This window comes from Streptomyces sp. CA189, assembly GCF_056428985.1.
Window position 1 is genome coordinate 25,050 of record NZ_JBWJVM010000061.1, and the last position, 13,400, is coordinate 38,449.

Annotated in this window: 14 protein-coding genes; 9 read left to right on the forward strand and 5 right to left on the reverse strand. The window is 71.2% G+C overall.

Features of this window, described 5'->3' with window-relative positions; translation table 11 throughout:
* Positions 1-9: 9 nt before the first annotated feature.
* Complete coding sequence (locus AC061S_RS32595; RefSeq protein WP_478689516.1) at positions 10-906, reverse strand: NADP-dependent oxidoreductase; 897 nt, start codon at positions 904-906, stop codon at positions 10-12.
* A 166-nt stretch (positions 907-1,072) separates the two neighbouring features.
* Here AC061S_RS32595 and AC061S_RS32600 point away from each other — a divergent pair, with 166 nt between their 5' ends.
* Both AC061S_RS32600 and AC061S_RS32605 read left to right on the forward strand, forming a co-directional pair.
* Complete coding sequence (locus AC061S_RS32600) at positions 1,073-1,513, forward strand: winged helix-turn-helix transcriptional regulator (RefSeq protein ID WP_478689479.1); 441 nt, start codon at positions 1,073-1,075, stop codon at positions 1,511-1,513.
* Positions 1,514-1,554: 41 nt separating this feature from the next.
* A complete protein-coding gene (locus tag AC061S_RS32605; RefSeq protein ID WP_478689480.1) occupies positions 1,555-2,304 on the forward strand; it encodes a Mut7-C RNAse domain-containing protein in 750 nt (249 codons plus the stop codon).
* Positions 2,305-2,374: 70 nt separating this feature from the next.
* On the opposite strand, the gene AC061S_RS32610 is transcribed toward AC061S_RS32605, so the two are convergent.
* Entirely contained in the window at positions 2,375-2,881 is a 507-nt protein-coding gene (locus AC061S_RS32610; RefSeq protein WP_478689481.1) for a hypothetical protein, read from the reverse strand.
* Between the two features lie 105 nt (positions 2,882-2,986).
* On the opposite strand from AC061S_RS32610, the gene AC061S_RS32615 reads away from it, so the two are divergent.
* Both AC061S_RS32615 and AC061S_RS32620 read left to right on the forward strand, forming a co-directional pair.
* Complete coding sequence (locus AC061S_RS32615; protein ID WP_478689482.1) at positions 2,987-3,322, forward strand: YnfA family protein; 336 nt, start codon at positions 2,987-2,989, stop codon at positions 3,320-3,322.
* A 72-nt stretch (positions 3,323-3,394) separates the two neighbouring features.
* Positions 3,395-4,156, forward strand: a complete 762-nt coding sequence (locus AC061S_RS32620; protein WP_478689483.1) for an SDR family NAD(P)-dependent oxidoreductase — start codon at positions 3,395-3,397, stop codon at positions 4,154-4,156.
* 11 nt (positions 4,157-4,167) lie between these two features.
* Here the strand turns inward: AC061S_RS32620 and AC061S_RS32625 are convergent, their stop codons facing one another.
* Positions 4,168-4,716, reverse strand: a complete 549-nt coding sequence (locus AC061S_RS32625) for a polysaccharide deacetylase family protein (RefSeq protein WP_478689484.1) — start codon at positions 4,714-4,716, stop codon at positions 4,168-4,170.
* Positions 4,717-5,088: 372 nt separating this feature from the next.
* Here AC061S_RS32625 and AC061S_RS32630 point away from each other — a divergent pair, with 372 nt between their 5' ends.
* Together AC061S_RS32630 and AC061S_RS32635 are read left to right on the forward strand one after the other, a co-directional pair.
* Positions 5,089-5,652: a Uma2 family endonuclease gene (locus tag AC061S_RS32630; RefSeq protein WP_478689485.1), complete on the forward strand. Its 564-nt coding sequence runs from the start codon at positions 5,089-5,091 to the stop codon at positions 5,650-5,652.
* A 190-nt stretch (positions 5,653-5,842) separates the two neighbouring features.
* Positions 5,843-6,676 (forward strand): hypothetical protein, encoded by an 834-nt coding sequence (locus AC061S_RS32635; protein ID WP_478689486.1) that lies wholly within the window; start codon positions 5,843-5,845, stop codon positions 6,674-6,676.
* 66 nt (positions 6,677-6,742) lie between these two features.
* Here AC061S_RS32635 and AC061S_RS32640 read toward each other — a convergent pair whose 3' ends face one another.
* The gene (locus AC061S_RS32640; protein WP_478689487.1) at positions 6,743-7,936 is read right to left on the reverse strand and encodes an RtcB family protein; all 1,194 of its coding nucleotides are present in this window, start codon (positions 7,934-7,936) and stop codon (positions 6,743-6,745) included.
* Between the two features lie 171 nt (positions 7,937-8,107).
* Here AC061S_RS32640 and AC061S_RS32645 point away from each other — a divergent pair, with 171 nt between their 5' ends.
* The 3 genes from AC061S_RS32645 (at position 8,108) to AC061S_RS32655 (ending at position 11,449) form a co-directional block, all read left to right on the forward strand.
* The gene (locus tag AC061S_RS32645) at positions 8,108-8,944 is read left to right on the forward strand and encodes a DUF3558 domain-containing protein (RefSeq protein ID WP_478689488.1); all 837 of its coding nucleotides are present in this window, start codon (positions 8,108-8,110) and stop codon (positions 8,942-8,944) included.
* Between the two features lie 147 nt (positions 8,945-9,091).
* The gene (locus AC061S_RS32650) at positions 9,092-9,877 is read left to right on the forward strand and encodes a DUF3558 family protein (RefSeq protein ID WP_478689489.1); all 786 of its coding nucleotides are present in this window, start codon (positions 9,092-9,094) and stop codon (positions 9,875-9,877) included.
* 177 nt (positions 9,878-10,054) lie between these two features.
* Positions 10,055-11,449: a DUF2637 domain-containing protein gene (locus AC061S_RS32655; protein WP_478689490.1), complete on the forward strand. Its 1,395-nt coding sequence runs from the start codon at positions 10,055-10,057 to the stop codon at positions 11,447-11,449.
* A gap of 83 nt (positions 11,450-11,532) precedes the next feature.
* Here the strand turns inward: AC061S_RS32655 and lysS are convergent, their stop codons facing one another.
* Positions 11,533-13,296 carry a lysine--tRNA ligase gene (gene lysS / locus AC061S_RS32660; protein WP_478689491.1) on the reverse strand — a complete coding sequence of 588 codons (1,764 nt, stop codon included), beginning with the start codon at positions 13,294-13,296 and terminating at the stop codon, positions 11,533-11,535.
* Positions 13,297-13,400 lie beyond the last annotated feature (104 nt).

Consider the following 13,400-nt stretch of genomic DNA (forward strand, 5'->3'; position numbering starts at 1 on the left):
CGCCCGGCCTCAGGCCGTCAGGACGATGCGGCCCCGGGTGCCCGGGTCCGCGAGGTGGGCGTGCGCCTCGGGGGCCTCCGCCAGCGGGAAGGTCCGCGCCACCCTGAGCGCCAGCTCCCCCGCGTCGACCAGCGACACCAGCCGGGCCAGGTGTGCACCGTCCGCCGCGACCTCCTGTTCCACCACGCGGACGCCCCGCTCCGCCGCCGGGGCCGCGCCGGGGATCAGACCGACGTAGGCGCCGCCGTCGCGGACGAAGGCCAGGGCCGGCCCGCCGAGGACCGCCGTGTCCACGACGCCGTCCACGGCGGCGGCCGGAGCCGAGCCGCGCGGGACGAAGTGGGCCGCGCCCAGGGACCGTACGAGCTCCTCGTCACCGGCCCCCGCCAGGGCCGTCACCACGTAGCCCGCCCGCGCCGCCAGTTGGACCGCCAGCCCGCCGACCGCCCCCGCCGCGCCCGTGACCAGGACCGAAGACCCCGGGGCCAGTTCCAGCAGGTCCACCGCGCGGGCGGCGGTCAGTCCGCTCAGCGGCAGCGCGGCCGCCGTCACCCGGTCGACCGAGGCCGGGGCCGGAGCGAGCGCCGACGCGTCGAGCACCGCGTACTCCGCGTGCGTACCGAGCGGCTTGACCGGGCCGTAGTGCAGGCCCACCACCCGGTCGGCGACCGCCCAGCCGTCCACGTCCGCGCCCAGCTCGTCGATCTCGCCCGCCACGTCCCACCCGAAGCCCAGCCGCTCCCCCGTACCGCCGAAGACCCCGGCGCGTACCGCACCGTCGACCGGGTTCAGGCCGGCCGCCCGGACCCGTACCCGGACCTGCCCGGCGGCCGGCCGCGGGACCGGCACCCGTACGACCTCGACCCGCTCGGGGCCGCCGAAGCCTTCGGCCACGGCCGCCAGCATCGTCGTCGGGCCGGTCGTCTGCTTGGTCTCGCTCATCGTGATCGCCTCTTCCGCAGGCTCGTTCTCCGGTTCCGGTGTTCCCGGTGAGAACTAACCTAGGGAGAGTTACTCTCGAATCGTAAGTACGCACCTCCGAGTGCGTACCCGACCCGGAAGTGGGGCACCCATGGCCACCCGTACCGCCGAGGCCCGCCGCGAAGAGGCCCGCGAGGCCTACGACGCCTTCCTGAAGGAGTGCCCCACCAGCCGGCTCCTGGCCCGCATCAGCGACAAGTGGGTCGGCCTCATCGTCAGCGCGCTCGCCCAGGCCGAGGACCGGACCATGCGCTACAGCGAGCTCGGCCGCAGGATCCCCGGCGTCAGCCAGAAGATGCTGACCCAGACCCTGCGCTCCCTGGAGCGCGACGGCCTCGTCGCCCGCACCGTCACGCCCACCGTCCCGGTCCGCGTCGACTACCGGCTCACCGACCTCGGCGGCAACCTCGGCTGCCTGCTCAGCTCCGTGAAGGAATGGGCCGAGAACCACTTCGACGAGGTCAACGCCCATCGCGAACGGCACGACGCGGCAGCCGCGGCAGTCGCGGCCGTCGCGGCGGCGGACACGTAAATCCGCCGCCGACCCCCGCCCCTCGATGGCATGCTGAGCCCGTGAACGGACCCGGCATTCAGCTCACCCTCGCCCCCGAACTGCACGTGTTCGCCGCGCCCGCGCGCCGCGGCACCCGCGTACCGACCACCACCGACGGCGCCTCCAGCCTCGGCCACGTCGTCGAATCGGCCGGCGTCCCCCTCACCGAAGTCGGCCGGATCCTCGTCGACGGCGCCGAGACGCCCCTCGCCCACGTGCCCCGGGAGGGCGAATCCGTCGAGGTCTTCGGCGTCGACCGCCCCCAGCACCTCCCCGGCGTCCCCGAGACCACGCCGCTGCGCTTCCTCCTCGACGTCCACCTCGGCACCCTCGCCCGCCGCCTGCGGCTGCTGGGCGTGGACGCGGCGTACGAGAACGAGGACATCGGCGACCCCGCCCTGGCCACCCGCTCCGCCGCCGAGCAGCGCGTCCTGCTCTCCCGCGACCGCGGACTGCTGCGCCGCCGCGAGCTGTTCGCCGGCGCGTACGTCTACAGCGACAACCCCGACGAGCAGGTCCGCGACATCCTGGGCCGGTTCGCCCCGGCCCTCGCGCCGTGGACCCGCTGCACCGCGTGCAACGGCACCCTGCGCGAGGCCGACAAGGACAGCGTCGGCGACCGGCTTGAGGGCGGCACGCAGCGCTCGTACGAGGTCTTCGCCCAGTGCGCCGACTGCGAGCGCGTCTACTGGCGCGGCGCCCACCACGCCCGGCTGGAGCGGATCGTCGACGAGGCCGTCGCCGAGTTCGGCGGCGTCGGCACCCCGTAGCGGCGCACGCGCCGGGGCCCGTACGCGGCAGCCGGGCCGGCCGGCAACGGGCCACCGGCCCGCAGCCGGCTCAGAACGCGTACATGTCCCCCGTGTCCAGGGCCAGCACCACGTGCTCGTTGTTGGCGTGGTTCCGGTCCGTCGCGCCGCCGTTCCACCACGTGTCGACCCGCACCACCACCTCCGTGGCCGGCTCCTTCAGCCGCAGCACCAGCCCGATGTGCCGCCCCCGCCCGCGCAGCGGCAGCTCCCCGGTCTCGCACACCACCTCGCGCAGCCCGGCCCGCGCGCAGCCCTCCGCCAGTTCCTGCCGGTCCGCGAGGTCCGCCGACAGGCGCAGCCGTACGGTCGCGTTCGCCAGGGCGGACGGACCCTCGTTCTCCGGAACCAGCAGGATCCGCAGCCGGCCCCCGGTCAGGGCCACCCGCCCGTGATAGGCCACATCGGCCTCCGCCTCGGGCCCCGGCCCGGCGGCGCGGGCGTTCCCCACACCGCTCCCCGTCCCGCCGAGCAGCACCAGCAGCCCGGCCATCACCACACTCCGTACGGCACCTCGGCGCACCGCGACCACCTCCACGCGCGGACGCTAGCCCTCCCGCCCACCCGATGGTCGGACCATCACACGAACGTGGGCGAGCCCTCCTCCCCCGCTCGCTCATTCGCTCCGCATAGGGTTCCGGCCATGCTCATCGCCCGCTCCGCCGCCCTCTTCGCCCTCGCCGCACTCCTGGAGATCGGCGGCGCCTGGCTCGTCTGGCAGGGCGTCCGCGAGCACCGGGGCTGGGCCTGGATCGGCGTCGGAGTCATCGCCCTCGGCCTCTACGGGTTCGTCGCCACCCTCCAGCCCACGGGCGACTTCGCCCGCGTCCTCGCCGCCTACGGCGGGGTCTTCGTCGCCGGATCCCTCCTCTGGGGCGTGGTCGCCGACGGCTACCGGCCCGACCGGTGGGACATCGCGGGCGCCCTCGTCTGCCTCGCCGGCATGGCGGTGATCATGTACGCCCCGCGCGGCCGGTGACCTGCGCGGCGACCCGCCTATGCTGGCCCGTACTCACCCGCACTCACCCGTACGAACGCACGAGGAGCCAGCATGAGCACGGCCACCCGAACCGCCGTAGTCACCGGCGCGAGCAGCGGCATCGGCGCGGCCACCGCCCGGCAGCTCGCCGCGGCCGGCTACCACGTCGTCCTCACCGCCCGCCGCAAGGACCGCATCGAGGCCCTCGCCGCCGAGATCACGGCGGCCGGCCACGCCGCGACCGCGCACGCCCTCGACGTCACCGACCGCGCCGCCGTGGACGCCCTCGCCGCCTCCCTCGACCGCTGCGACGTGCTCGTCAACAACGCCGGCGGCGCCATCGGAGCCGACCCCGTCGCCACCGGCGACCCCGCCGACTGGCGCACGATGTACGAGGTCAACGTCATCGGCACGCTCAACGTCACCCAGGCCCTGCTCCCGGCCCTGACCGCCTCGGGCGACGGCACGGTGGTCGTACTCTCCTCCACCGCCGGCCACGCCACCTACGAGGGCGGCGCCGGCTACGTGGCCGCCAAGAACGGCGCCCGCGTCCTCGCCGAGACCCTCCGCCTGGAGATCGTCGGCCAGCCCGTCCGCGTCATCGAGATCGCCCCCGGCCTGGTCAAGACCGAGGAGTTCGCGAAGACCCGGTTCCGCGGCGACGCGGAGCGCGCGGAGAAGGTCTACGCCGGCGTGGCCGAGCCCCTCTCCGCCGACGACGTGGCCGACACCATCACCTGGGCGGTGACCCGTCCCAGCCACGTCAACATCGACCTCCTGGTGGTCCGCCCCCGCGCCCAGGCCTCGAACACGAAGCTCCACCGCGAGCCGTAGCCGGTCCTCCCTTACGGGACCAACCCGGCACTCTTCAGGTGCGGCATCAGGGCCGCCGGCCTCAGCCCGGCGGCCTTCGCCGCGTCCAGGGCCCGCTTCAGGTCCGCGCCGAGCGTCGGCGTGAAGTGCAGCAGCACGATGTCCCCGGCCTGCAACTGCGGCGTGGCCGGCGTCTCGCCCCACGTCGTGAAGTCGTGCGTCCACGTGATCAGCGCCTTGACCCCGCACGCCTTCGCGGCCAGCCGCACCTCGTCGTTGACGGCCCCGTACGGCGGCCGCAGCAGCTTCGGCTCCCGCCCGAAGGCCGCGGCGACCTGCTCCCCGGCCCCGCACACCTCGGCGTCCTTCCCCGCGGCGTCGAGCGTCGTCAGATCAGGATGGTTGACGGTGTGGTTCTCCACGTTCACCGACCGCCCCTGCTCGACCAGCCCGGTGAAGTACTGGGCGTCGTACGAGAACGCCCCCGGCAGCAGGAACAGCGAAGCGGGAACCCGCTGCTCAACCAGCGTCTGCGCAACGGCAGGATCGTGCGCCCACCCGTCGTCAATGGTGATGAACACGACCTTCTCACTGGTCGGCACATGCGACACGACGGGCGGCAGCCCGACGCTCCGCCCGGCAGCCCGAGCCACTTCCGCCGTCCCCACGGCATCGGCGGTCCCCACGGCCGCGAGAGTGAGCGACAACGACGCGAGCGCGGCAAGCACCGCACGAGATCTCCACATGCGGCACACCTTGGTCTAGACCAACTCCCAGCGTCAAGACCCCGGACGGCGACTTCCTCCAGCCGAACCCACCTGCGCTTTAACGGAGTTGACGACTCCGGCCTCCCGGCGGGCCGAATATGCCCGTACGGGTGAAGTCGAGCGAAATCTCGACGCCCACGACCACACCCCGGCAGCGTGAGTCGCCAGAAGGAGGTAGCCACGCCCATGCCCCACCACACGACCCCGATCGCGGAAGCCGCCGACCGGCTCTCCAGGGAGCTTCCCGGACACCGAGTGGAGATCCTCCCGGGGAGGCTCACTGCGGCACCACCAGCCGACGGGCGGCACGCCCGGACCCTGACCCTGCTCACTGTGACCTTCCACGAGGCCGGAACCGAGAAGGCCGGCCTGGAAGTCCTCCAGGGCATCGGCATTTCACTTCCCACCGGCGAGGACGACTACGCGGTCCCGGATTTCTCTCTCGTGGAGGCCGACTTCCTTGACCGTGAGGTCACAAAGAACTGCTTCCGACCCGACGCCTTCCGCATGATCCTGGAGGTCACCTCCTCGAACTGGGCGAACGACACCACCAGGGTGGAGAGCTACGCCCGGGCCGATGTCCCCGTCTACGTCATCGCTGACTGCCAGCACGACGAAGTCGTGATCTACACGGACCCTCGCGCCACCTGCTACCGCTTGCGCAGAACCTTCAAGCGCGGCACGCTGCTCCCCCTCCCCGACTACCTCGGGGTGACCCTCGAACTGCCGGTGGACATGCTCCTCGACTGACGGCTCCACGCAGCCGAATTCATCACCCCTCAGCGACATGTGACACTCCACCATGCGTTCGAGTGAAGCCCCTCCCGAAGGCCCCAAGTCGCCTGAATTCACGCCTAGGTTCGGTGGCAACAGAAACGGCCCCCGCCCGGGATGGCAGTCCCGGGCGAGGGCCTCACCGACAAGGAAGCAGGACTTCCTCATGGCTGGTCAGGACCCTAGCGCCCCCGCGCGCTTCATGGATCTCCAAGACCCCCGCTACGCTTACATGTTCGGCTTCCTCCAGGCCGACGGACACCTGTCCCAGCAGAGCCGCCAGCGCGGCCGCCTCACGGTGGAGCTCAACGTGCGCGACATCGACCTGCTGCACGAGTTCCAGCAGCTCACCCCGTACAACAGCTCCGTGACGGAGCGCACACGATCCACCAACTTCGCCGCCTCCTCGCACACCGCGATCTGGTCGACCTACTCCCAGGAGGCGCGCACCATCGTCAACGAGCTCGGAATTCCGTACGGCCGCAAGTCCAGGACCATCACACCGCCCCACGTCGACTTCTCCCGCCCCGATTACGTACGCGGCGTGATCGACGCAGACGGATCGGTCGGCTACACGGGCCAGGGCTTCCCCTTCGTCTCGCTGACGACCGCGAGTACGGCCATCGGCGCCTACCTCTGCCACTACGCCAAGAAGATCACCGGAGCAGAGCGCACCATCAAGCGGAACACCCGAGATGGCGTCTACAACATCATCTACACCAACGAAACAGCCGTTGGACTGGCCTCACACCTGTACTACGACGGCTGCTTGTCCTTGGATCGCAAGAGGACGTCGGCAGAGTCCTTGAAGGGATGGATCCGACCGAAAGGCATGCCTAGGGTCACCCCGCGCCGCCGCTGGACCCTGGCAGAGGACTTGAAACTGCTCGAACTCGGCGACGCCGCTATCGGCGCCGCCGCACTGGGCCGCACCGAAGGGGGTTGCAGGCAGCGCCTCACCCGGTTGCGCACAAGTGGCGGACCTTGGCTCCAGAGCTGACGCACTCAGCCTGAAAGGCCGGAACCCATAGGGTTCCGGCCTTCCGTCGTTCCACTCGGCCCCGACTCAGCCCTTCACGCAGATAACGGCCTTGAGCTTGGCCACGACCTCGACCAGGTCGGTCTGCTGGTCGATGACCTGCTCGATCGACTTGTACGCGCCCGGGATCTCGTCCACGACGCCCGAGTCCTTGCGGCACTCCACTCCCTTGGTCTGCTCCGCGAGGTCGCGCACCGAGAACTTCCTCTTCGCCGCCGTACGGCTCATCTTCCGACCAGCACCGTGCGAGGCCGAGTTGAAGGACTTCTCGTTCCCGAGTCCCTTCACGATGTACGAGCCCGTACCCATCGAGCCCGGGATGATCCCGAAGTCACCGCTGCCGGCGCGGATCGCGCCCTTCCGCGTGACCAGCAGGTCCATGCCGTCGTACCGCTCCTCCGCCACATAGTTGTGGTGGCAGCTGATCTCCTGTTCGAAGGAGACCTTGGCCTTGCGGAACTGCTTGCGGACTACCTCCTTGAGCAGGCTCATCATCACGGCACGGTTGAACTTCGCGTACTCCTGAGCCCAGAAGAGGTCGTTGCGATAATCCTGCATTTCCGGCGTCGCTGCGAGGAACACCGCGAGATCCCGGTCGATCAGGCCCTGGTTGTGCGCGAGCCCTCGTGCCACGTTGATGTGGAAGTCCGCCAGCTCGTTACCGATGTTCCGGGACCCCGAGTGCAGCATGAGCCAAACCGCCCCGGACATGTCAGTTGAAAGTTCAACGAAATGATTCCCGGATCCGAGTGTCCCCATTTGCCGCAATGCCCGGTCCCGCCGGAACTTCACCGCGTCCGCGACATAGTCGAACCGCTCCCACAGATCCCCGAACCCACTCTCCGAGAACCCGTACAGCCGCCCCGGATCCACCGCCTCCCGGTGCATCCCCGCCCCCACCGGAATCGCCTTCTCGATCTGCGACCGCAGTCCCGACAGGTCCCCCGGGAGGTCGTTCGCGGTCAGCGAGGTCTTCACGGCCGACATGCCGCAGCCGATGTCCACGCCCACCGCCGCCGGACAGACCGCGTCCTTCATGGCGATGACCGAGCCGACCGTCGCGCCCTTGCCGTAGTGCACGTCCGGCATGACGGCGAGGCCCTTGATCCAGGGAAGGCCGGCGGTGTTCTGGAGCTGACGCATCGCGCTGTCCTCGACCGACGCCGGGTCGGTCCACATCCGGATGGGAACCTTCGCCCCGGGAACTTCTACATACGACATTTCACCCTCAACACCCCGTCAACACCACAGAAGTCAGAAAACGCAAAAAGCCTCGCTCATGGCCTCAAATACGACAGGAGACCGGCGCCGGCACCAGCGTGTGCGATAGACATTGTGTCCATCCGCGCCCCAGCCGCGGCAACGCATTTTCCCGAAGGGAGCCGGTGGAACGTGCAGCGCAAGACGGTACGAGTTCGTGGAGTCCTGCCAGCCATCGCGATGCTCGCCGCCCTCACGGCCGGCCTCACCGCCTGCACCGACGGCGGCGGGTCCGGAACCACCATCGACGCGAAGGCCGGCGCGAACGCCGGTACGAACGCCCAGCCCGGCAAGTACCGCAGCCTGCCCATGCCCTGCAAGGCCGCCGACGCCAAGAAGGTCAAGGCGATGCTCCCGGCCGCCGAGGGACTCGCCCCCGAGGCCCTCGAAGCGCTCTACGCCGGGGTCGCGGACGCCTCGTACGACGCCGACCGGCGCGTCGGCTGCCGCTGGACCGCGCAGACGCCGGCCGAGACCCGGCTGCTGTCGGTGGACTTCGAGCGCGTGGTCTCGTACGACCGGGCCGCCACGAGCGACGACGACAAGGCGCGGCAGGTCTACGGCCGCCAGCTCACCGCCGCCAACCTGCCCGCCCCGGCGCCGTCCGGGTCCGGGGCCCCCGCCGCGACGCCGAGCCCCGCGCCGACGCCGAGCACGGGCGCCAGTACGGACCCGGGTGCGAGCGGCGGGCCCGGTCCGAGCGGCAGCCCCTCCGCCCCGGCCGAGCTCGGCTCCCGCGCGCTCGAAGGGCTCGGCGACGAGGCCTTCCTCGACGACAAGCTCGCCGCGGCCGGCGCCACCGCCGCCCAGGCGCGGACCGTCCGCATTGTGTTCCGTACCTCGAATGTCATCGTCACCGTCGAGTACAGCGTCCAGCCCGCGCTCCCCGGCACGGTCCCGCCCAGCGGTGAAACCCAGGACAGGGCACGGCAGTTGGCGCAGGCCCTCGTGGAGCGGTTCGAGGAGTAGCCGGGCCCGGCGGCAGGGGGCGCGGGGGCCCGTCGTGACGGCGCGCACAGCAGCCGGGCGCCGGGTCGGGCTACCGTTGCTCGGGTCCCGCGCCCGTAAGAGGGCCCAAACGAGCCCGCACGAAGACCCACAACGTCTGAAGGAATCATGCACCGATCAGCCTCGCGCCTCACCCGCGTCCTCGCCTGCGCAGCCGTCCCGGTGATCCTCACGGTCGCCGGCTGCTCGTCCGACTCGGGCGAGAAGTCGGGCGCCGACAGCGGCAAGAAGCCCGAAGCGTCCTCGTCCGCCCAGCCGAGCACCAAGCCCTCCAAGGAGGCGCTGGAGAAGGCCGTGTACTCCACGCTGCCGGAGCCGTGCAAGGTGGTCGCCGCGAAGACCATCGAGACGATCGTCCCGAAGGCGAAGGACACCAACGGCACCGCCGCCAAGTCGAACGACCTCAGCAGCCGCGCCACCTGCACCTGGAACGGTCTGGACGAGGCCGGCCTGAAGGGCTCGCAGTACCGCTGGCTCTCGATCTCCCTGGTCCGCTACGACTCCCTCGCCTCGGTCGGCACCGGCACCAAGCGCGCCGAGGACGAGTACGCCAAGCAGGTCGAGAAGGCGAAGACCGTCGAGGGCGCGGAGAACGTGAAGCCGGAGGAGGCGGGCGGCATCGGCGACCAGGCCACCTCCGTCACCTTCACCACCAAGAAGGACGGCGACTTCTTCAACACGACGGTCATCGCCCGCACGCACAACGTCGTCATCACCCTCGACTACAACGGCACGGCCTACGAGGGCGCGGCCGCCCCGGACCAGGCCAAGCTGCTCCAGGACGCCATCGCGGCGACCAAGGAGACCGTGGCCTCGGTCGCGGCGAGCAACCAGGCCGCGCAGCCGGAGCAGTCCGCTCAGCCGGAGCAGCAGCCCTCTCCGTCGGCCTCCTAGAAGGCGCTGCGTCGAACTCCTAGAAGGCGCCTGCGTCGAACTCCTAGGACGCGCCGCGCCGTCGGCGGCCGGTGCCCGGAGCCCCCGGGTCCGGACCGCCGACGTCCCTTTCCCCGTACGCGCGTACGCTGTGCCCTGCCGTAGCTCGACAAGGGGAGGGGATCGCGGGTGGCCGCGATGCAGCTGACTCGTACGCACCGGATATTGATCGGTGTGGTGGTCGCCGGAGCCGTCGTCATTGCGGGGATCGGGTTCGCGGGTTCGTACTCCGCCGTGCGCGCCCTCGCCCTCCAGAAGGGCTTCGGTACCTTCTCGCTGGTCTTCCCGATCGGCATCGACATGGGCATCTGCGTCCTGCTCGCGCTGGACCTGCTCCTGACGTGGATCCGGATCCCGTTCCCGCTGCTGCGCCAGACGGCGTGGCTGCTGACGGCGGCCACGATCGCCTTCAACGGCGCGGCCGCCTGGCCCGACCCCCTCGGGGTCGGCATGCACGCCGTGATCCCGATCCTCTTCGTGGTCACCGTGGAGGCCGCCCGCCACGCGGTGGGCCGGATCGCGGACATCACCGCCGACCGGCACATGGAGGGCGTCCGCATCACGCGGTGGCTCCTCTCCCCCATCCCCACCTTCAAGCTGTGGCGCCGGATGAAGCTGTGGGAGCTGCGCTCCTACGAGCAGGCCGTCGGCATGGAGCAGGACCGGCTGATCTACCAGGCCCGCCTGCAGGCCCGCTACGGCCGCGCCTGGCGCCGCAAGGCCCCCGTCGGGGCCCTGATGCCGCTGCGCCTGGCCCGCATCGGCGTCCCCCTCTCGCAGACCGCCCCCGAAGGCCTGGCGGCGGCCGGCATCGACCCCCTCCTCATCCCCCCGGCCCCGGCCCCGGCCCAGACGGCTCCGGACCAGACGGCTCCCGCCCTCCCGGCGGGCGCCGAGGCCGCGCAGCAGCCGGCGACGGCGACAGGGGCGGCCCTGGCCGTACCCGCGCCCGCCGACGCCGCGCAGCCCCACCAGCTCGCCGGGCCCGGGCACCCGTACGCGCAGGGCCCGGGCGGGGCGCAGGGCCCGCAGGGCCACCCCGACGCCGCGCCCTTCGTGGTGGACCCGACGGCCATGCCGGCCGCGCACAACAGCGCGTGGTTCGCGGCCCCCCGCGCGCCGCAGGCCGCGTACGAGGGCGGCTACAACCCGCAGTACGTCGAGGGCCTGGAGCCGACCCCGGTGATGCCCCCGACCGGCCCGGAGCAGCAGGCGGAGCCGGAACAGCAGGAGGAGCAGGAAGGGGGGCAGGAACGGCAGGAGCTGCCGATACCGGGTCCCCGCCAGGAGGAGGCCTTCCCGGAGGCCGAGCCGCCGAGCGACGACGACGTGAAGTTCGCGGAGGCGGCGTACGAGGTCTTCCGCTCCCACTTGGAGGAGAACGGCGAGGTCCTGACCGCCGAGCAGCTCGACATACTGCTGGCCGATCGGTACGGAGTGGTGCATCCGCGCAGCGCCTCGCTGATCCGCAGGATCTTCCCGCAGCTCAAGCAGCGCTACCAGACCGAGCTGGAGAACGAGCACATCGCGTAACCCCCCCACCCCGGGGATGTGAGGAGGGCCCGCACCCCGTCAGGGGGTGCGGGCCCTCCTCACATCCGCGCGGACGCGGAACCTCAGGCGGCGAGCAGCTTGCGCACCCGCTCCGCCCCCACCGCGAGCAGCAGCGTGGGCAGGCGCGGGCCGGTCTCGCGGGTCACGAGCAGCCGGTACAGCAGGGCGAAGAACGTCCGCTGGGCGACCTTGAGCTCCGGCGTCGGCTTGGCGTCCGGCTCCAGGCCGGCCATCACCTTCGGCACGCCGTAGACGAGCGTGGTGAGACCGTCGAGGGACCAGTGCGAGTCGAGCCCGTCCACGAGCCGGCGCAGCGACTCGCGCCCCTCGTCGTCGAGGGAGGACAGGAGCTCCACGTCGGCCTCCTCGCGCACCAGCGTCCGCTGGTCGGCGGGGACCTGGGTGGTGATCCAGTTCTCGGCGCGGTCGAGGCGCGGGCGCACCTCGTCGAGCGAGGTCAGCGGCCGATCCGGTTCCAGGTCGCTCAGGATGCGCAGGGTCTGCTCGTCGTGTCCGGCGGTGATGTCCACCACCGAGGCGAGCGTCCGGTACGCCATCGGGCGCGGGGTGCGCGGCAGCTCGTGCGAGGCGACGCGTACGGCGCGGGCGTGGGCGGCGGCGTCGGCGGGCAGCACGGAGCCGTCGGCGACCTTGGCCTCCAGCTTGTCCCACTCGTCGTAGAGCCGCTGGATCTCCTGGTCGAAGGCGATCTTGAAGGACTGGTTGGGCTTGCGGCGGGCGTAGAGCCAGCGCAGCAGCTGCGGCTCCATGATCTTCAGCGCGTCGGCCGGGGTCGGGACCCCGCCCTTGCTGGAGGACATCTTGGCCATGCCGCTGATGCCGACGAAGGCGTACATCGGGCCGATCGGCTGCTCGCCGCCGAAGATGCCCACGATCTGCCCGCCGACCTGGAAGGACGAGCCCGGCGAGGAGTGGTCGACGCCCGACGGCTCGAAGATCACGCCCTCGTAGGCCCAGCGCATGGGCCAGTCGACCTTCCAGACCAGCTTGCCGCGGTTGAACTCGCTGAGCTTGACCGTCTCGGTGAACTCGTCCTCGGTGCAGACGTAGGTCAGCTCGGTGGTCTCGTCGTCGTAGGACGTCACCTTGGTGAAGTCCTTGCCGCACTCGGCGCAGTACGGCTTGTACGGGAAGTACTCCGTGCCGTCCGTGCTGCCGTCGTCCTCGGCGGCAGCGCCCGAGCCCTCCGCAGCCTCCAGCTCGGCCTCGTCGACCTGCTTCTGCTGGGGCTTCTTGCCGCCCGGCTTCTGCTTGGTGCGGTACTGGTCGAGGATCGCGTCGATGTCGCCGCGGTGCTTCATCGCGAACAGCACCTGCTCGCGGTAGGTACCGGCGGTGTACTGCTCGGTCTGGCTGATCGGGTCGTACTCGACGCCGAGCTCGGCCAGCGCCTCGACCATGGCGGCCTTGAAGTGCTCGGCCCAGTTCGGGTACGCGGAGCCTTCGGGGGCGGGCACGGCGGTCAGCGGGCGGCCGATGTGCTGGGCGTGCGATTCCTCGGTGACGCCGGGGATGCCCTTGGGGACCTTGCGGTACCGGTCGTAGTCGTCCCAGGAGATCAGGTGCCGGACCTCGTGGCCCCGGCGGCGGATCTCGTCCGCGACCAGGTGCGGGGTCATGACCTCGCGGAGGTTGCCCAGGTGGATCGGGCCGGAGGGGGAGAGGCCGGACGCGACGACGATGCCCGGAGCGGTAGCGACTGATGTCGCCGTGCCCGGGGCTCGGCGCTCCGCCTCGGCGATGACCTCGTCCGCGAAACGGGAGACCCAGTCGGTCTCGGTGCTGCTCGGGGCGCTCTGAGCCACGACACGTCCTTCGTTCTCGAATGCTGGCTTCTCGCCATTCTCCCAGACGGAACAGAGCGCTCCGAAGTTTGTCGGCGGGTTACCGGCGCCGCCGCATCGCCGGT

Coding starts and splice junctions, on each gene's coding strand:
- AC061S_RS32595 (WP_478689516.1), bottom strand. CDS start 906: ATGCTGGCGGCCGTGGCCGAAGGCTTCGGCGGCCCCGAGCGGGTCGAG.
- AC061S_RS32600 (WP_478689479.1), top strand. CDS start 1,073: ATGGCCACCCGTACCGCCGAGGCCCGCCGCGAAGAGGCCCGCGAGGCC.
- AC061S_RS32615 (WP_478689482.1), top strand. CDS start 2,987: ATGCTCATCGCCCGCTCCGCCGCCCTCTTCGCCCTCGCCGCACTCCTG.
- AC061S_RS32620 (WP_478689483.1), top strand. CDS start 3,395: ATGAGCACGGCCACCCGAACCGCCGTAGTCACCGGCGCGAGCAGCGGC.
- AC061S_RS32630 (WP_478689485.1), top strand. CDS start 5,089: ATGCCCCACCACACGACCCCGATCGCGGAAGCCGCCGACCGGCTCTCC.
- AC061S_RS32635 (WP_478689486.1), top strand. CDS start 5,843: ATGGCTGGTCAGGACCCTAGCGCCCCCGCGCGCTTCATGGATCTCCAA.
- AC061S_RS32640 (WP_478689487.1), bottom strand. CDS start 7,936: ATGTCGTATGTAGAAGTTCCCGGGGCGAAGGTTCCCATCCGGATGTGG.
- AC061S_RS32650 (WP_478689489.1), top strand. CDS start 9,092: ATGCACCGATCAGCCTCGCGCCTCACCCGCGTCCTCGCCTGCGCAGCC.
- AC061S_RS32655 (WP_478689490.1), top strand. CDS start 10,055: ATGCAGCTGACTCGTACGCACCGGATATTGATCGGTGTGGTGGTCGCC.